An 18,240-nucleotide genomic window follows, 5' to 3' on the forward strand; every position below is an offset into this window, starting at 1 on the left:
CTCACCACCACGCCAGGGCGGCGCTCAGCACGACCACGGCCAGGACCAGGCCCCCGAGCAGCCAGCGCGGCACCCGTACGGGCCGCCGCCAGGCGTCGGAAAGCAGACCGGGCGGCGCCTGGACGGGACGCGGCGCGGACGGGCGCGCGGCCGTCTCGTGACGCGGCTCGGCCAGCCGGTTCAGCAGCTCGGGCACCAGCCGGTCGGCCAGGACGGCGGCCTCGCGCGGATCGGACAGCCGCGCGTAGATCAACGCCCCCGCCCGGGCCCAGACCCCGGCGCCGTCCTCCCGCGACAGCCGCCCGGCCAGCCAGCGCATCGGCTGCCCGCTGTCCAGCCGCGTGCCGAGCAGCGGTTGCAGCAGGCCGGCCAGCCGCGAGGCCGCCAGCTCCCGGTAGTGGCCGGTCAGCCGGTCGGCGTACCAGTCGACGAGGTTGAGGTACTCGACGATCTGCCCCGACTCCGCCTCCGGCACCCGCACCCGGCGGCCGGCGGCGGCGCAGATCCACTCCACGAGCTGGAAGAAGCCGTCGTCGTACTGCGTGGGCAACATCCGGTACAGCTCGGCCAGCAGCTTTCCGTCCATGCCGTCCGTCTCGTCCGTGCCGTCATCGGCGGCGGGCGGGGCGCTCACCGGCTCGGTCGCGCCGGGCACGCGGTGCACGGCGGGCGGCGCGGGCCGCTGCACCGGGAACACGTAGGCCGACACGGACGGCTCGGCGTACTGCCGCAGCGACAGGGCCGTCGCCTCCAGCCGGGCCTCCAGCGTGCGGTACTGCGACACGACCGGGCCCAGCCGCTCGGCCAGGCCCGTCCCGCCGAGCTCGTTATAGGCCCTGACCAGGCAGCGGGCGACCCTGGCGCACTCGTCGGCGGGCGCCTCGGCCTCCTCCCACAGGGCGATCCTGTTCTCCTCCCGCGGCTGGGTGGGCGGCGCGCCGGCGTGCGCGTGCGCGGCGCGGAAGACCAGGTGCGGCTGCAGGCCGCCGCGGTCGTCGCCCTGCGCGGGCTCGTACGTGGAGAACGACGGCCGCCAGGCGCAGCCCGTCCCGCGCAGCAGCACGGCGGCGGTGAACCGCAGCCCCCTCAGGTAACCGCCCTGGACGGGTGCCTGGAGGTCGGCGGCCGGGAGCATGGCCGCGAGAGGCCGTTCCGGCTGCCTCAGCACGGCGGCCACCAGGGCGGACAACCCCCGCACCGGCTGCGGCCGGTTGCCGGCCCGCGCGCGGAAGGCCCGGAGCAGCTCCTCGTGCTCACCGGCCGGGAGCCGGGCCAGCGTCCGGCCGTAGGTCACCTGGCCGGGCGGGTCGCCGAGGCGCAACGCGTCCAGTCCCTGCCACAGGCACGCGAGTGCCAGGTCGATGCCCACCGTCGCGTACGGCCCGATCAGCGCGCGCGCCACCTGGGGATGGCGTCCGCCGCCCGCCCGGGGCGAACCCGCCGACAGGGCGACCGCGTCGGGGTCGGACGAACGCTCGATGATCGTGGCCAGCCCGTCGCCCGGCAGGACGAGGTAGACCAGGCTGCGATGCCCGGACGCCACCCCCTGCGGCAGCGTGGCCATCGGCAGGATCAGGTGGGCGGCGTGACGGATACGCGGATCCTCGGTGGAGTACGCGACCGGTCCGAAGTCCTTGCCCGGCTGCCAGCGGAACTCGACCTGGTCGACTGACGTCGCGTTCATCAGATTCCGATCCTCCGGGCTTCCGGTGAGGTGAGCACGCCGGTCATCGCCATGAGGGCGATCAGCGGATTGAGCACGCGGCAGGGCCGCACGCCGCGGACGAACGTCTTGTCCGCCACGGTGTCCGAGCCGGCCGCCGAGGCCACGTGGAAGGTGGCCCGGCGGCATTCCCGGTAGGGCCGCGTCCAGGCGTCGGCGTGCCTGGCCTGGAGGTAGGCGTAGACGTCGGCGCTCTCCCGCAGCGAGGAGTCCGGGTCCAGCACCCGGTCCGGCTGCCGCAGCCACGACGCGATCGGGTCCTCGAAGCGCAGCAGGTCCGCCTTGCCCAGCACGATCGCCGTGCTCAGCTCCGCCAGGCGGCCCGACGCCTGCAGGAGCTCCAGCACGGTGGCGAAGGTGCGGTCGCCGAGCTCGTCCCGGCCGAGTTCGGCGGCGTTCACCACGAAGATCAGCCCGTCGGCCACGTCGAGGAAGCGGCGCGCCGACTCGATCTCCAGCAGGTCGCCGCCCGCCACGTCGAACAGCGCGACCGGGCGCCCCCCGCCGCCCGCCTCGCGCACCATGAAGATGTCCACCAGGCCGACGGCCCCCGGCCGGGTGTGCTCGACCACCCGCGAGTCGTTGAGGAACGGGCTGACCTGCTCGTCGACCAGGCTCTGGTGGCCCGCCAGGCTGATCGCCTGGTGGCTCAGGCCGGGGCCGAGGCCGTGCTTCTCCAGTTGCGCGATCATGGAGATCAGCAGGTGGGTCTTGCCGGAGTTGGTCGCGCCGACGAACCCGTAGACCGACGGCGTGCCGTGCTGCCCGTAGGCGAGCGGGAGGTAGTGCGCCGCCCCGGGCCCGGCCTCCTCCGGTCCCGCGCAGCGGACGAAGGCCGTACGCCGCGACACCGCCCGCTGGGCCGGGCTGGCGCTGTCGGGGATCGTCAGCGTGACGTACGCGCCCTCGCCGCGGTCGTAGCGGTAGAGCTCGCGCTCGTCCCAGGTCAGGGTGGCGGCGCAGATCGGGCACGGCACCAAGGGGCCCGCCGGGGCCGGGGCGGCCGGCCGGGCCGGTGGGGAAGAGGGCATGGGCGCTCCGTTGGCTCTGCGGGCGTAGTCGGCGACCAACCGGCCCGCGACGCTGTCGTAGACGGGATGCGCGGCAAGCGTGCCCGCGCGCTCGCTGAAGCGGATGAACAGCCCCGGATGGCCGGGCGGCCTGGCCCGGTCGTCGAAGGTCTCGAAGGCCGGCGGCCGGTTGGTCCGTACCGGCTCGTCGGACACGAGCCCGCCGACGATCGCGTCCAGCCCCCACAGCAGCGGGTACGCGCACTCCGACGGAGGCAGCTCGATCAGGTCCTCCTCACCGGCCAGCACGTGCGACAGCAGCGGCACGAGCTGCGCCAACGCCTCCGGCGAGCGGGACTCGGCCGCCAGCCCGACCCGGTACGGCTCGATGCCGCGCCGCGTGAGGGGCAGCAGCCGCTCCCCTTGCACGCCCAGCCACTGCCAGTCGCGCACCTCCAGCGCGAGCCGGGGCGTGAGCAGCGCGGGCGCGCTCACCAGCAGCCGGGCGAGCGCGCTGTGCTCCCCGTGCGGCTGCTCGCGCCGCACCAGCACCGCGTGCCGGCCGAAGACGCCGTAGAAGTGGCTGACCTCGCACGAGCCGCCGGGGTCGGTGCGCAGCCAGTGCTCGACCCGGCGGTGGAGCCGTCCGAGCTCGTCCGGCGCCAGCGTGGAGGCCGTGGGGCCGAAGGCCGGGCCCGTCGCCAGGCGCTGCCACCCGTAGGTGACCTGGTGCAGGATGCTCATCTGCGCCGCCTCCACGGCCGTCCGCGCCGGGACGGCTCATCAGGGATGGTGGGGCCCGCGGGGGCCGGCCAAGCGGGCTCCGGCTCGGCCGCGGGCACGGTCTGCGGATGCTTACGGGCCCGCAGCGCGAAGAAGTCGGCCCGGCCCCGCTCCAGCGCGACGTCGGGCGACAACCCGCGCGGCACCGGATCGGCCGCGTCCAGCCGCCGCAGCAGCTCGCGCACCGACGGACGCCCCTCCGGCGGGCCGAAGACACCCTGGAGCAGGCGTGCCAGGTCGGGTGGGGCGTCGGCCAGGTCGGCCCGCTCGGGGGCGCGGCCGGTCGCCACGCAGAAGATGAGCCGTCCCGCCGCCCAGACGTCGTCGTCGCCGGTCACCACGCCGCCGGCCTGGCCGGGCCGCTGCTCGGGCGCCCACCACGGCGGCGCGCCCGCCACCGACCGGGGTGTCCCGGCCGGTGCGGCCTCGGTGAAGCCGGTGATCTGCGCGCACACGGTGTCCCAGTGGACCGTCTCGGGCGACAGCGCCCGGTGGGCGATCCCGGCGGCGCTCGTCCAGCGCAGCCCGGTCAGCAGGCTCCGCTGGAAGGGCAGGCTCTCGCTGGGCAGGATCCGGCCCAGCGTGCCGCCGACCGGCCGGCCGCGGTAGGGCGCGAGCAGGACGAACGGCAGCTCGCCGTCCGCCTCGTAGCCGATCAGCCGGGAGACCTCCGAGGGGTACGGCCCCGCCCCGCAGAGCCTGCTCAGCCGCAGCCCCGCCAGGATCTCGTTGTCGAGCGCGTCGTACCCGGCGCCCGGACCCGGAGCCGCCGGGCCGACATGGCGGGCCTCGTGCCGCCCGCCGTCGGCGTAGGACAGGGTGAGCAGGCAGGAACGCAGCGGCGGCGCGGGCTGGAGGGGGTCCTCGCGGCGGTCGGTCACGGTGGCCTCGACGGGGACGCCGTGGCGGTCGCGGAAGCGCAACACCGTTCCCGGCCGGGTCGTCGGCGGTTCCGGACGGGTGGTCATCACTGCTCGCCCTCCCGCCCGGTCTCCGGCTCGTCCGCCCACGTCCGGCAGGCGACGCCCGGCCGTACCGGGAGCAGGCGCAGCGTCCCGGCGTGCCGCGCCGAGGGCACCCACACCGTCCCGGCGGGCAGCGACTCCCGCATGGCGGCGCGGCAGCGGCGCGGGGCGAAGCGCACCACGCCGGGCGGCCCGCCGCCGACGTCCAGCAGCGACAGGTCACGGGCCAGGCAGAGCTGCCACATGACGGCCGACGGATCCTGCGCCGCGGCCGCCGCCAGCTCCGACAGGTCCTCCTCCGGCGCGACGCCCCCGGCCTCGACCGCCCACTCCGTCGCGAACGGCGGCGGATCGTCCATGCCGTGCTCGGCGACGTGCTTCTCCCACACCGAGAACAGCTCCGCGGCCCGGTCACCGGCCCGCCCGGCGTGCTCGGCGGCCGAACCGGAGGCCAGCCCGCGCAGCGCCGGCTCGGCCGCCTCCCGCACCAGTCCGGCCAGGAAGTGCTCGACCCGCCGATCCCGCCGCCCGGGGACGACGTCGTCCGCGGAGCCGTCCGGCGGGCGGGTGCGTTCGGCGGCCACGGCGCCCACCTGGGCGAGCGCGGCGCTCACCCGGGCGGCCGCGTCGGCGGACTCGACCCGCGCCCCCGCCCGCGCCCATTCGCGGACGGCCAGACCGGCGACCGCGAGCAGGTCGTCGACCGCCTTCCCGGCCTCGCCGAGCCGGCGCGCCGCCACCCAGGCCGCCGTACGCCGCCGCCAGGAGCCGCGTACCGTCCACACCGCGCCGGCCAGCGCCACGATCAGCACCAGCGCCCACATCGGCTGCGGCAGCACCCCGGCGGCCTCCAGCGCCGCGCCGGCGACACCGCCCACGACACCGCCCACGACGGACGCGGCGGCGTTCGCGGCGAGGGAGCCGGCGTGCCCGCGCAACCGTCCGCCGGGCCCGCGCAGCACGGTCAGCGCGACCGACAACGTCCAGAGCAGCGCCATCACCAGCCCGCTGGCCACCCCGAACGGGGTGAGCCCGGCCAGCGCCGCGCTCACCAGGCCCACGGCCGGCAACCACGGCTGCGGGCCCGCCATCGGCTCCGGCTCGCGCAGCCCCGCCACCAGCGCGTCCGGGCAGACCTCCCGCAACCTGGGCACGAGCGACCGGCTGCCGCGCGGCATGAGCCGGGCCTGCCACCGGTCCAGGCCCTCGATCAGGCGCGGCAGCGGCGTGCCGGCCTCCAGCCCGGCGTCCAGATACCGGCCGATCGCGGCGCGGACGCGGCCCGCGTCGAACTCCTCCGGCTCGCCGGGCACGACCCCGGCCGCGGCGACGGCCGCCCGATGGCCGGCGTCGAGCCGGGCCGTGTTGTGGGCCGCCGTGAACAGCTCCTCCAGCCGCTCCCGCAGCAGCCCGAGCGCCTGCCCGGCGACGGTCGCCGCCGTCGCGGCGGGCACCGGCCCGGCCATGAGGGACACGTCGTCGCCCAGCTCGTCGCCCAGGGTGGCGGCCTCGTCCACGGCCGCCCGCGCCTGGGCCACCAGGCCCGCCAGCACACCGTCCGGGACCGGCCGCAGCGGCCGCGCCGGAGGCTCCCCGGCCGCCGCCGCGGCGGGCTCGGGGACGTCGGTGGCCGGCAGTCGTGCGCTCGCGGCGTCGGCAGCCAGCAGGCGGGCGCCGGCGGCGGCGAGCGCCTGGCGGAAGTCGCCGCCGCCCTCGCCCGTCCAGGCCAGCCTGATGCCCGGGTTGGCGACCAGGCCGGGCATGCTCTCGACCACGCGCAGGGTCTCGCGGAACACCTCGCCCAGCGACAACACGTCGAGCAGGCGCAGCAGGCCCGCCTCGGCGCCCTCCGCCCGGTCCCGCCGCACCGCGGGCGCCGCCGCGGCCGCACGCCAGTCGATCCCGTACGGATCGGGCACCCACAACACCCCGGCCGCCTGCGCCAGGCTGCCCGGCAGCGCGATCCGCCCCGGTTCGTCCCGTGCCCTGCCCACCACCACGCACAACACCTCGTCGGTGTAGCGGGAGGACAACAACAGCTCGTAGGCGCTGCGGTGCCGGGCCAGGGCCGCGACGTCGTCCACCACCAGCAGCGACGTCAGGTCCTCCCGGCCGTCCTCGGACAGCAGCGCCGCCACCTCGCCGACCGCGCCCTCGCCGAGGCCGCGCAGGCTCAGCCGGACGACCCGCCCGCTCACGCGCCGCCTCCCGTCCGCCGCTTGTACGCCTCGTACAGGGCGTGCAGGTTCTCCCGCGTGGCGGCCGGCAACTCGAACGTGAAGGCCATCGCCGCGGGGAGGGTCTCGTGCCAGAACCGGCGCAACATCCGGGCCCGCGCCCGGTTCGCCGGGGCGATCTCGACCAGCATCCGGTCCAGGCAGTCGACCTGCTCCGCGGCCATCCCGACGACCAGCTCGAACAACTTCGACGGCGGATGCGTGCCCTCGTCCAGCTTGTACGGCGCCGCCTGCATGAGCTGCGCGCAGAACACCCGCGCGGCGTCGTCGTTGTCGGCCAGCGTCCACAACTCGTACGCCTGGAGCAGGCTGCCCCACGAGGAGGCGTCCTCCAGCGCCTTCAGGCCGAGCGACATGGCCACCTCGTTGAGCCGCACCTCCGCCTGGGACGGCGAGGCCGGGTCGCCCAGCACCCGCACGTCGCCGTTCCACATCGCGCACAGCAGCCGGTGCAGGATGCGCACCCGGTGCTCCTCGCGGGTGGCCAGGTAGCCGAAGTCGTAGCCGGTGCGCTGCCGCCAGGGCAGGAAGTCGTCCCGGCGCGGCCGGTGCACCGCGTCCGCCCAGGTCCGCAGCACCTGCCGGACCTCCTTGACGTCCGTGATGCCCATCGAGGAGCGGAACAGCACGACCGACACGGACTCCGCGGTGGTGCCGCTGAACTCGAAGGTGATGCCGGGTCCCTCGGGAAGCTGCAGCGACGTACGCAGGTAGGAGGCGATGGCCGGGCTCTCGGCGCCCGGGTAGGACACCAGCACCTTCAGCGGCCCGGTGCCCTGCGGGGTGAAGTTGGCCGGCACCAGCCCGGTGAGCCGGCTGCGGAACTCCTCCAGCTCCGCCTCGCCGAACCGGGGCCGGTCCGAGCCCAGCCCGGCCGCCTGGTCGAGCAGGTCGCGCAGCTTGGGCAGCAGCGTCGTCCGGCCCTGGGTCTCCTCCTGGAGGTACGTCTTGACGTCGGTCTTGATCCGCTCGCGCAGCTCGTGGACCGCGCGTTCCGGCGTGGCCTCGATCGACTGGCGGTAGATCCGCCGCCAGCCGTCCTGGCCCATCAGCCGCCGCAGCACCTCGGCGTCGTCCGCGGTCGGCTCGATCATGAGCCGTTCCCTGATGCGGACGACGGCGTTGCGGCAGAACTGCTCCAGGCTGCCCGTGGGCAGGTGGAAGACCACCCCCACCCTGGGCCGGTAGAGATGTTCCGAGCGTTCCCTGAACTGGTCGGGATCCTGCCTGGCCAGGTCGTGCAGGGCCTGGTTGAGCGCGCGCAGGTGGTCCTCGGCCACGCCGAGCGCCCGCTCCCACCGCTGGTGCTGGGACGCCCACGGCTCGGTCCACAACACCCGGCTGCGCCAGCTGTACCAGAGGTCCTGATCCTGGCGCGCCTCCGCGGGGGCGTCGTCGGTCCACTTGACCTTGACCATGCCGAGCGAACGGTCACGCAGCTGCGGCAGCGCGGGCGGGATCTCGCGGAAGCCCGGCGGCGGCGGCGGAGGCATGCTGCGGCGCTGCATCAGCCCCTTGACGCCGAGCTGGTCCACCGGGTCGGCCAGCGAGCCGTGCCCGAAGAGCACCCGCCGCACCCGGAACGGGTCGATCTTGCCGAGCAGCCCGAGCACCGCGCCGCCCGGGTCGAACTGGCTCACCATGGCGGGTACGGACCGGTCGAGCTGGGCGCGCAGCTCGTTCAGCCCGATCCGCATCGCGGCCAGGCGGTCGGCCAGCACCGCCAGCACCTCGCGGGCCCCGGTGGCCGGTCCCGGCTCGGCGTACTCCACCTGCTGCCGGGCGAAGAGCTGGTGGATGTGCGAGAGCGTGAAGAACTCCTCGATCAGCGCCCGGTTGGTCTCCGCACCCGGGACCGGCTCGCGCAGCTCCTCGATGCCGGCCCGCAGCAGCCGGCCCGCCACGACGTCGGCCAGCTCCTCCACCGGCGTGGTCAGCGACGTCACCAGCGCCGTGGACACCCCGCGGTTGCCCACCCCGTTCTCGGCCATGGTCTGCCGCTGGCCGACGGAGTTGATGAAACTGTCGGCGAAGGACTGGTGCTGCTCGCCGTCGCTGCGGACCTTCGGGCTCAGCTCGGTGCCGATCAGCGACATCACCAGCGACACGACCGAACGCCGCAGGTCGCCGGGCTTGGCGCCGGTCGGGCGGGAGAACAGGAACGCGGTCTGGGCGACACCCGGCCGCATCGCCACCCGCCCCTCCAGCGGGTAGCGCACCGCGATCTCCTCCGGATCGGCCTGGTCGCCCTCGAACCCGGGCAGGTGCCGTACGGCGTCGGCGGTGTTCTGGTGGTCCACGAGCTGGAACATGTCGAGCAGGGCGCGGCCCGCGTTGAGCTCGGCCGGCCGGCCGCCGCCCGCGCCCGACTCGAAGGCGGAGGGCATGAGCACCAGCGGATAGATCTTCGGCTTGAGGTCGGTCTCCTGGAACTGCCTGCTGATCAGGTGGAAGTAGTCGTAGAAGATGCCCGCGCCGGTGCCCCCGGCGACGGAGAACGCCACGAAGACGTCCACCGCCCTCGGGTTGATCCTGGCGCCGTCGGCCAGCCGGAACAGGTCGGTGGCCGCCTGGTTGCCCGACAGGTTGCCGATGGCCGCGTCCAGGTCGCGGATCGCGGGGGCGAGGCCGTCGCGGAAGGTCTCGAACAGGGCCGCCCGCCCCACGGTCGGCATCTGCCCGGCGCCCTTCTGCAGCGGCAGCACCCGCGGCTCCCCGTGGCTGGGCGGCAGCCAGCCGCGGACCGCCTCCCCGGCGGCCAGCCGCAGGTTCACCGCCACCTGGGGGTAGGAGTCCACCTGCGGCACCAGGCCGCGTACGTAATGGGCGGTGAGCTGCGCCGTGCGCACGTGCTTCGGGCCGGGCACGACGCTCAGCGGCAGCCGGTCCAGCTCGGCCTGGTTGACGTCGGCGTAGACGAACTGCAGGCAGGCCGGCAGCTGGTAGCGCTGGGCGTCCTCGCGTTTGCGCTGGAAGAGGCTGCCGTCCGGGCCGCAGATCTCCTCACGCAGCCGGCGTTCCAGACCGGCGCCGATCGCGCAGCCGGTGCCGCCCAGACCGACGAAGAGCAGGGGCTGGTAGAGCTTCATGTGATGTCTCCTCGCGACCTCAGAGCCAGGGGCTGTCGTAGTCGGGGGCGGTCCGCTGCCAGGGGTCCTCCCGCTCCACCGGGTCGTCGCCGGGTCCGGGGGGCGGCGCGGCGACGGTGTGCGTGGCGGTGGGCATGGAGGTGGGCATGGAGGTGGGCGCCGCGGTGGACGCTGCGGTGGGCGTCCGGCGGGGCCGGGCCGGGCCGCGCCGCCTGGCCGTGTCCCGGAAGACCAGCCGGTGACCGCTCGGCAGAGGCCCGCTCTCCACGCCGAACCCGAGCGCCTGGCGGTCGCCGTCCGGCGTCTCGACCGTGACGCCCGCGCCGGCCCGGTACGCGGTGAACACCTGGTCGCTGCCGTCGGGCCTGGGCGGTACGAGCCGCGGGGCGTAGGAGTCGCCGTCCCGTACGGCGAACCGGAAGCGCGGCGACCAGCTGCTGGGCGCCTTCAGCTCGGCGCCGGTGCGCTCGCCGTCGAGGGTCAGCGCGACCGACAGGCCGCGTACGTTCGCCCGGCGGCGGCGGGCGGCGCGGACCAGCAACAACGTCAGGGCCAGCAGCAGGAGCACGATCGCGGCCGCCGCGATGTACCGCCGGTAGGTCTCCCACCAGGTGGGCGGCCGTTCCACCGAGACGGTGAGCAGCCCGGCGGCGTACACCGCGCCCTGATCGCCGTCGTCGGCCAGCCGCACCTCCATGGACGTGCCGCCGAGCGCGGCGTCCTTGCCGAAACGGACGGTGAAGTCGGTGGCGGAGTCGCCGGGCGGCACCGTGAACGGGCCGGCGGGTTCGAGGGCCGGAGGAACGCCCGCGACACCCTGGAACGACAGCCGGACCCGCTTGGGCGCGGCGGAGTCGTTGCGCACCCGCACCAGGCCGCGCACGGCCTCCCCCTGGCGTACGGTGCCGTCGCCGCCGAACTCGATCTGGCCCTGGACGGTGGCCGCCGCCGCGCCCACCGTGACGGTGGTCGGCACCCGTTCCGCCCGGATGCCGGTGCCCGAGACGACACCCGTCAGCGTGACGTCGCCGGGTGCCTGCGGCGCGGTGAGGACACCCGCGTAGCGGCCGTCGTGCTCCTTGTCGTCCGGCGCGCGGCCGTCGTCCCTGACCTGGACGGTCTGCGGCCGCGCCAGGCCGCCGCCGGTCGCGGTGACCGAGAACGTCAGGCCGCGCAGCGCCTCCTCGTCGGTGATCGCGCCCCTGCGGGTGACCAGGGAGAGCCGGATCCTGACCTCCTGCCCGGCGCGGGCGGACGGCGGTTCCGGCACGATCGCCGCCTGCACCGCGCCCTGCCACAACGCGGTCGCGCTGACCAGCCGCCGGCTGAGCCGCTGGGGCGCCTTCAGCCGGACCGTCCAGGTGCCGTTGAGCGGGTTGACGATGCGCAGGGCCTCGGTCGCGGTGTTCGCGCCGCTGTGGGCGAAGGTGGAGTCGCCGAGCGTGCCGGTCGTCACCGTACGGCCCTCGGGGTCGACGAACTCGGCCAGCACCCGGGGGTCGCTCTTGCTGACCGTGATGGTGCCGTCGGTGGCGATCAGCGGGATGTCCACCTTCAGCTCGCGGGTCTGGCCGTCCTCGACGGTGGTGGAGTCGGTCGGGGTCAGGCCGGTGCAGGTCGCCGCCGCGTACGCCTCGAACAGCGAGCGCGTGACGTCCCGGTCGTCGCGGACGATGCGCGCCCTGGGCCGGGACTCGGCCCGGTCGTCGCACCCGGCGCGCGACCCGCCGGCGGCGAACCTGTCCAGGTTCTCCTGCGTGACCCCCGAGCCGAACCCCAGCGGCCAGACCTGCACGCCCTCCCGCTGCGTCTGCCCGATCACCTGGCCGAGCTGCTGCGCGGCGCCGTTGTTGCGGCGCTGCCGCACCTGCGGGTCGGTGTCGGAGCCGCTGCCGTACGCGGGGCTGCGCGGCACGTCGAGCCGGCCGTCGGTGAGCAGGAAGACCACCTTCAGCGCGCCGGCCGGCGAGCCCTCGCGCAGCGTCGCCAGCGCCTGCGTCAGCGCCGCCACGTGGTCGGTGTCGTTCCCCTCCTCGTCGGTCCGGCGGTGCAGGCCCTTCACGCATTCCGACAGGTACTGCAGGCTGACGCCGTCGCCCGTGACGGTGGGGCGGCAGACCTGGCTCACCGCGTTCTGGCCGGGCCGGCCGTTGTTGCTGCCGAAGCCGATCACGGTGACCCGGCTCTGCGGGTTCAGCACGCTCTGGGCGATCGTGGAGGTGGCCTCGATCTCCCGCGACACGGCGCCGGCGGACAGGCTCCCCGACTCGTCGACCGCGACCACCATGTCCAGGGGCAACGTCTCCGGCGCGGGGGGCGCCGCGCGGGCGGTGAGGGCGTTCAGCGGTGCCGGGAGCGCGAGCACCAGTGCCCCCGCCACGATGAGAGCGCGCGTCGCCCGGCAGCGCAAAGCTGAAGTCATATCCCGAGTCCTTCGATGAAAGGCGTTACGAGGGCGCGAATTCGCCTCGCCCCGTTCGAGACGCGCCGCTCTTCATTTCTTAGGGTCCATGCTGACCGAATTAGATCGCATTTAGGGGGAATTGTTACTTCACTGTGATCCAAGTCGAATTCATCGAATGGGTGTTACCTTTTTGCGGACATTGTCCGAAATGTCGGTAATGTGAATCCGGCTCGGGGGTGCGGGTCGCGCCTGGAATGCTGACGCATGTCGTGACCTGCCAACCCGCAGTGATGCGGGTAAGCGGCGTATGAGGCGAACCGGACAGATTCGGCCGTGATCGGATGTGTTGCCGGTGGTGCCTGAGTGACGGTTGGGGCATGCGATGCGTAAAATCCGAATTCAGCAAGCCGTGTTTCCGTATGCTGCTGCCGACATAAATCGAAATATGCGGAGATTTGCGGAGTTATCTGACTTGCTGGCCTCTGCCCTTTTTGTGGAGTTCGCTACCGCAGGGCGATTTCACCGGAATTCGCCACATATGAGGCTTCGCAACCGCCCGACGCAAGCACGCTCGCCACGGGCACGGGCACGGGCACGGGCACGGGCGGGGGCGGGGGTGCGGGCGGGGGTGCGGGCGGGGGTGCGGGCGCGGGTGGACTCGGGTCAGCGGCTCTTGGCTGTCCAGCCGGCTCTGATCGTCCGCCTCGGCCCCGGCGGGCCGGCCGGCCCGCCGGGGCCGCCTCCGCGTGATCCGCCGGGCGGCACCTCGGCCACAGCGCTCAGGTGGTACAGGTGCGGCACCCGTCCGCCGCCACGCGCGCACGCCGACGAGGCCATCGCACGCACGCGGAAGTCAGCCCACGGCGTTCAGGGAGGAGGGGAATGCGGGCCGAGGGCTTCAGCGGGTCTGGGGGGAGTATGTCGCGCAGCCGGTAGAGGGGCCTCAGGGGCCGGTCAGGAGTTGCTGTTCCAGGCGTACCTTCTTCGGCACGCACATCCGCCACGCCTCCAGCACCAGCTCCCGCATCTCCGCCACGTCGAGGGCGTCCATGCGGGCGACCACCCAGTGGAAGCGCAGGTCGGACTCCCCGGGCATGAGGAACTTGTCCGGCTCGGCCGCCACCAGGGCCTCGCGTTCCTCCTTCGGGAACCCGAAGCCCATCTGCGTCTCGTCGCGCGAGAACGCCACGTAGACGATCTTCCCCACGCGGAACTTGACCCGGTCCCGGATCAGGTGCTCGGACGAGCGTGGAAGGGTGCGCGCGAAGCGCCGTACGTCCTCGACTGTGACCACACGGCCACGTTAGCGGTTGCCCTCCGCGGCCGAAATGTCGGCGAGCGCCGAGTTCGGGTCCCGCTCCAGCGCCAGGTCGCCGAGGCTCACGATCCCGACGGGACGGCCGTCCTCGACGACCGGGAGGCGGCGTACGGCGTGCGAGCGCATGATCTGCACGGCCTGGTCGATGCTCGTGTCCGGCCCGACGGCCTCGACGGACGGGCTGCACGCCTCGCTCACCGGCGTGTCCGGTCCCCGCTCGTCGGCCACCACGCGGATCGTGATGTCGCGGTCGGTGACGATGCCCTTCATGCGCCCGTTGTCGTTGACGATCACCGCGCCGGCGTCGTGGTCGCGCATGAGTGACGCGGCGACCGACACCGGCTGGTCGCTCTCGACCGTCGCCGGGTGCGTGGTCATCACGTCTGCCACGGTCTGTGCCATGGGATCCTCCTGATTGCTCTGTCCGGGCGGCCTCCTACCCGGGCCCATGGGGCACTCACAGGGCTTTGCCGGATCCCGGCGCATGGCCATGCGTGTCCGGTACGTCCCTGGAGGAAACCTTTACCGGGCTTCAGAGCGTCTTGGCCGCCAGGCGGATCTCCTCCAGCAGGAGCACGAGGTCGTCCTCGGTGGTGTCGGGGTGCAGGAAGCAGGCGCGCAGCGCGTCCCGGCCGCCGAGGCGGGTGCCGGTGATGAAGGTGTTGCCGCGCGCCTGCACCGCGCCCGGTACGGCCCGGTTGAGCGCGTCGAGCCCGCCGTCCCGCGGCGTGTGGCGGAAGGCCGTGATGGAGGTGGCGACCGGCGCGAGCAGTTCGAAGTCCGCGGCCCGCTCGACCATGGCGGCGAGCGTGCGGGCCAGGCCGGAGGTGTGCTCGACCAGGCGCGTGATGCCCTCCCTGCCCAGGTACGACATCGTGGCCCAGGTCTTCAGCGCCCGGAACGGGCGGGTCTGCTCGGGGCCGTACTCGGAGAACCAGCCCAGGTCGTCGGCGTTGTCGTCGACCAGGTACGACGGCACCAGGCTGAAGGCGGCCCGCGCGGCGGCCGGGTCGCGCAGCAGCGCGCAGCCGCAGCCGACCGGGACGCCGAGCCACTTGTGCGGGTCGAGGGCCAGGGAGTCGGCCCGGTCCAGCCCGGCGTAGGCCGGCGCCGAGCGCGCGTCGAGCACGCCGAGCGCGCCGTACGCGCCGTCCACGTGGAACCAGAGGCCGTGCTCGGCGGCCACATCGGCGATGGCGTCGAGCGGGTCGACCGCGCCGGAGTTGACCGTGCCCGCGCTGCCCGCCACGCAGAACGGCCGCAGGCCCGCCGCCAGGTCCTCGGCGATCATCGTACGCAGCGCGCCGACGTCCATCCGGTAGGAGGCGTCGACCGGCACCTTCCGGACGTTGCGCGCGCCGAGACCGAGGAGCTGGGCCGCCTTGTGCAGGCAGCTGTGGCCCTCCTCGGTGACGTAGAGGACCATGGGCGGGCGGCCGTGCAGGCCCTCCTCGCGGGCGTCCCAGCCGTCGGCGAGCGCCGCCTGCTGCCGGGCCGTGGCCAGGCAGACGATGGTGGCCATGGACGCGCCGCTGGTCAGCAGGCCGCCGCCGGGCGGGTGGGGGAAGCCGACCAGCTCGGCCAGCCAGCGCACCACCGTACGCTCCAGCAGCGGGCCCGCGTGGTCGCCGCCGGCGACGCTCGGGTTGAGCGCGGCGGCCAGCGGCTCGATCAGCACGCCCGCGGGGGAGGGCGGCGAGTTCACCCAGCCGAAGAAACGCGGGTGCCCGTTGCCCATCGGGTACGGCAGCACATGGGCGTGTACGTCGTCGAGCAGCGCGTCGAGGGGACGCCCTGCCTCGGGCAGCCGCAGCCCGCCCAGCCAGGCGCGCCCGGCCTCGGGCACCGGCTGCCAGACCGGCCCGGCGGGCACACCCTCCAGATGGCCGGCCACGATCTCGGCCGCCCTGACGCCGGCCCGGCGCAGCTCATCCATGTGGCGATTCCCTCCAAGTCTCGTGGTGGCCGCCGCCACCCAGCTCCATGGCCAGGTAGAAGACGCAGTCGGCGGCGCCGTCGTTGGCGAAGGCGTGGCGGTGGTCGCCGGGGTAGCTCGCCGAGTCGCCGGCCGCCAGCTCGTACGGGCGGTCGTCGATCGTCAGGCGCAGCGTGCCGCGCTCCACGGCCAGGTACTCGCGCGAGCCCCGGGCGTGCGGCGCGAACTCGCCCGCGTCCACGCCGGGGCCGATCGTCGTGCGCATGAACTCGAACTCGACATCGGCCAGCACCGGCGACAACACCCGCCGCTCCCAGCCCGACGGGTCGCGCAGCACCCGCTGGCGGTCGTGGCGCAGCACCCGCACCGCCTCGCCCGCCGGCTCGTCGAGGAGCCGGGAGATCGACGTGCCGAGGGCCGTGGCCAGCCGGTCGAGCACCAGCACGGTCGGCGACTTGGCGCCGCGCTCGACGTCGGAGACCATGCTCCTGCTGATGCCGCTCAGCTCGGCCAGGCGCTCGACCGAGAGCCCGCGCCCGCGCCGCTCGGCCCGGATGCGCCCGCCCAGCTCGGCCAGGGACAGGCCGCTGGACAGTACGCCTTCACCTTGCATTTATCCACTATAGCGGAGAAATGTCCTCTTTAGCGGCCTTGGTCTGCTCGTAGGCGGCCAGCACCTGCTTGCGGCGTTTGGTGGGCAGCCGGTCGATGTACAGGTAGCCGTCGAGGTGGTCGGTCTCGTGTTGCAGGCAGCGCGCCAGCAGGCCGGTGCCCGAGACGGTGACGGGCCCGCCCGCCGCGTCGAAGCCGTGGACGGTCGCGTGGTCGGGACGGGGGAGCGGGGCGAACTGGCCGGGGACCGACAGGCAACCCTCCTCGTCGGGATCGAGGCGGCGCTCGCCGAGACCGGGCAGCTCCAGGGAGGGGTTGACGACGACGCCCTTGTGGTTGACGCCCTCGGCGTCGGGGCAGTCGTAGACGAACACGCGCAGCGGCACGCCGATCTGGTTGGCGGCCAGGCCCACGCCGTCGGCCGCGTACATGCTCGCGAACATGTCGTCGACCAGCGCCGCGAGCTCGCCGTCGAACCGGGTGACCGGCTCGCACGGATGATGCAGCACCGGGTCGCCCACGTGCACGATCGGCCGGACCTCTCCCACGACCACGCCTTCCTCTTTGCCGGAACGTTGCCGTGACCAGTCTAGGAGCGGGTCACGCACGGTCGAACCAGTCTCATATGACAAGACACATCCTCTTGAATGGTGAGACCGCCGCTAGGGTACGAGTACACATCGTCGTGAAGGAGTCTTGCGATGGACGCCGTCTACACCCATGGTCATCACGAGTCCGTGCTGCGCTCGCACCGGTGGCGTACCGCGGAGAACTCGGCCGCGTACCTGCTGCCGCACCTCCTGCCGCACATGAAGGTCCTCGACGTGGGCAGCGGGCCGGGCACGATCACCGCGGACCTGGCCGCGCGGGTCGGCCACCTGACGGCGTCGGAGGTCACCGAGGAGGCCCTGGAACTGGCCAGGACCGAGGTCGCCGCGCGGGGGCTGCGCAACGTCGACTTCGCCGTCGCCGACGTGCACGCCCTCGACTTCCCCGACGACTCCTTCTGCGTGGTGCACGCCCACCAGGTGCTCCAGCACGTGGGCGACCCGGTACGCGCGCTGCGCGAGATGCGCCGGGTGACCAAACCGACGGGCTACGTCGCGGTCAGGGACAGCGACTACTCCGCCTTCACCTGGTACCCGCACCTGCCCGCGCTGGACGAGTGGATGGCCCTCTACCAGCGGCTCGCCCGCGCGAACGGCGGCGAGCCGGACGCCGGCCGCCGCCTGCTGTCCTGGGCCCGCGCCGCCGGCTTCGAGGACGTCACCGCCACCTCCTCCACCTGGTGCTTCGCCACCCCCGAAGACCGCGCCTGGTGGGGCGGCATGTGGGCCGAACGGGTCCAGGAGTCGGCCCTGGCCCGGCAGGCGCTCGCCACGGGCGCGGCCACCGAACGGGACCTGCGGCGCATGGCCGACGGCTGGCTGGAGTGGGCCGCCCACGGCGACGGCTGGCTGTCGGTCCTGCACGGCGAGATCATCTGCCGCGCCTGACGCCGGGGCCCGCCGGGCCCCGGCGGCCGGGGGCGAAGAGGGCGAGCGGGCGAGCGGGCGAGCGGGCGAGCGGGCGAAGAGGAGGAAGAGGGTGAAGGGTCAGAGACCCAGTGTGCGGGTGCGCTGCCACTGCGGGTCGCGGTAGAGCACCTGGTCGGTGCCCAGCAGCTCGTCGGGCGCCGACAACATGGCGATCTCGCCCGCGGCCTGGAGCTGCAGCAGCAGGTCGCGCACCCGCGGCCCCACCGGCAGCCGCCCGGCCGGCAACCCGAACCCCGCCCGTACCGTGTCGGCGATCTCCGACAGATGGAACGGCCCGTCGTACCCGGCCACGATCCCGCGTACGACGGTCATCGTGATCAGCTCCTCGGCCTCGGTGTGGGCGAGCTGCCAGGTGATCTGCTCCTTGCGTCCCCCGGTCGCCGCGCAGACCGTGCAGCCCCGCGTCAGCCCGGGGGCCACCTGCTCGACCGCCGAGCCGAGACAGGCCGAGCATCGGCCGTTCTCGGCGGCGTGCAGCTCGGCCGCCATCCGTCCGGCCAGTACGGCGCCGCAGTCGCAGCCGAAGCCGTCACCCAGGATGCCGCTCTGCGGCGAGATCGTATGCTTCGTCATCGAGCCGACTCTACCGGCCGGGACCGGCGCCCCCGGCGAGCCGCCCGGACCG

The 18,240-nt window shown here is 74.2% G+C and carries 13 protein-coding genes; 1 reads left to right on the forward strand and 12 read right to left on the reverse strand.

What is annotated here, in order from left to right:
• Position 1 precedes the first annotated feature (1 nt).
• The 11 genes from IEZ27_RS01530 to def form a co-directional block, all read right to left on the reverse strand.
• Positions 2-1,684, reverse strand: a complete 1,683-nt coding sequence (locus IEZ27_RS01530; protein WP_189645520.1) for a hypothetical protein — start codon at positions 1,682-1,684, stop codon at positions 2-4.
• Positions 1,684-3,477, reverse strand: a complete 1,794-nt coding sequence (locus IEZ27_RS01535; RefSeq protein ID WP_189645521.1) for a TRAFAC clade GTPase domain-containing protein — start codon at positions 3,475-3,477, stop codon at positions 1,684-1,686. Before IEZ27_RS01535 ends, IEZ27_RS01530 begins: the two co-directional genes overlap by 1 nt.
• Positions 3,474-4,484, reverse strand: a complete 1,011-nt coding sequence (locus IEZ27_RS01540) for a protein kinase family protein (protein WP_189645522.1) — start codon at positions 4,482-4,484, stop codon at positions 3,474-3,476. The genes IEZ27_RS01535 and IEZ27_RS01540 overlap by 4 nt, the downstream gene beginning before the upstream one ends.
• Positions 4,484-6,679, reverse strand: coding sequence for a hypothetical protein (locus tag IEZ27_RS01545; protein WP_189645523.1), 2,196 nt, complete (start codon positions 6,677-6,679; stop codon positions 4,484-4,486). The genes IEZ27_RS01540 and IEZ27_RS01545 overlap by 1 nt, the downstream gene beginning before the upstream one ends.
• Complete coding sequence (locus IEZ27_RS01550) at positions 6,676-9,807, reverse strand: tubulin-like doman-containing protein (protein WP_189645524.1); 3,132 nt, start codon at positions 9,805-9,807, stop codon at positions 6,676-6,678. The genes IEZ27_RS01545 and IEZ27_RS01550 overlap by 4 nt, the downstream gene beginning before the upstream one ends.
• A 19-nt stretch (positions 9,808-9,826) precedes the next feature.
• Entirely contained in the window at positions 9,827-12,229 is a 2,403-nt protein-coding gene (locus IEZ27_RS01555; RefSeq protein WP_189645525.1) for a vWA domain-containing protein, read from the reverse strand.
• Between the two features lie 925 nt (positions 12,230-13,154).
• The gene (locus tag IEZ27_RS01560) at positions 13,155-13,505 is read right to left on the reverse strand and encodes an MmcQ/YjbR family DNA-binding protein (RefSeq protein ID WP_189645526.1); all 351 of its coding nucleotides are present in this window, start codon (positions 13,503-13,505) and stop codon (positions 13,155-13,157) included.
• Between the two features lie 9 nt (positions 13,506-13,514).
• Positions 13,515-13,931 carry a CBS domain-containing protein gene (locus tag IEZ27_RS01565; protein WP_189645527.1) on the reverse strand — a complete coding sequence of 139 codons (417 nt, stop codon included), beginning with the start codon at positions 13,929-13,931 and terminating at the stop codon, positions 13,515-13,517.
• A 130-nt stretch (positions 13,932-14,061) separates the two neighbouring features.
• Positions 14,062-15,465: a pyridoxal phosphate-dependent decarboxylase family protein gene (locus IEZ27_RS01570; RefSeq protein ID WP_189645528.1), complete on the reverse strand. Its 1,404-nt coding sequence runs from the start codon at positions 15,463-15,465 to the stop codon at positions 14,062-14,064.
• Positions 15,458-16,078, reverse strand: a complete 621-nt coding sequence (locus tag IEZ27_RS01575; RefSeq protein WP_125637515.1) for a helix-turn-helix domain-containing protein — start codon at positions 16,076-16,078, stop codon at positions 15,458-15,460. Before IEZ27_RS01575 ends, IEZ27_RS01570 begins: the two co-directional genes overlap by 8 nt.
• A 7-nt stretch (positions 16,079-16,085) precedes the next feature.
• Positions 16,086-16,631 carry a peptide deformylase gene (def, locus tag IEZ27_RS01580; RefSeq protein WP_379478539.1) on the reverse strand — a complete coding sequence of 182 codons (546 nt, stop codon included), beginning with the start codon at positions 16,629-16,631 and terminating at the stop codon, positions 16,086-16,088.
• A 147-nt stretch (positions 16,632-16,778) separates the two neighbouring features.
• On the opposite strand from def, the gene IEZ27_RS01585 reads away from it, so the two are divergent.
• Positions 16,779-17,573 (forward strand): class I SAM-dependent methyltransferase, encoded by a 795-nt coding sequence (locus IEZ27_RS01585; protein ID WP_189645529.1) that lies wholly within the window; start codon positions 16,779-16,781, stop codon positions 17,571-17,573.
• Positions 17,574-17,672: 99 nt separating this feature from the next.
• Here IEZ27_RS01585 and IEZ27_RS01590 read toward each other — a convergent pair whose 3' ends face one another.
• Positions 17,673-18,188 (reverse strand): hypothetical protein, encoded by a 516-nt coding sequence (locus IEZ27_RS01590; RefSeq protein ID WP_125637512.1) that lies wholly within the window; start codon positions 18,186-18,188, stop codon positions 17,673-17,675.
• Positions 18,189-18,240 lie beyond the last annotated feature (52 nt).

The sequence above is a fragment of the Nonomuraea spiralis genome (assembly GCF_014648435.1).
Classification (GTDB): domain Bacteria; phylum Actinomycetota; class Actinomycetes; order Streptosporangiales; family Streptosporangiaceae; genus Nonomuraea; species Nonomuraea spiralis.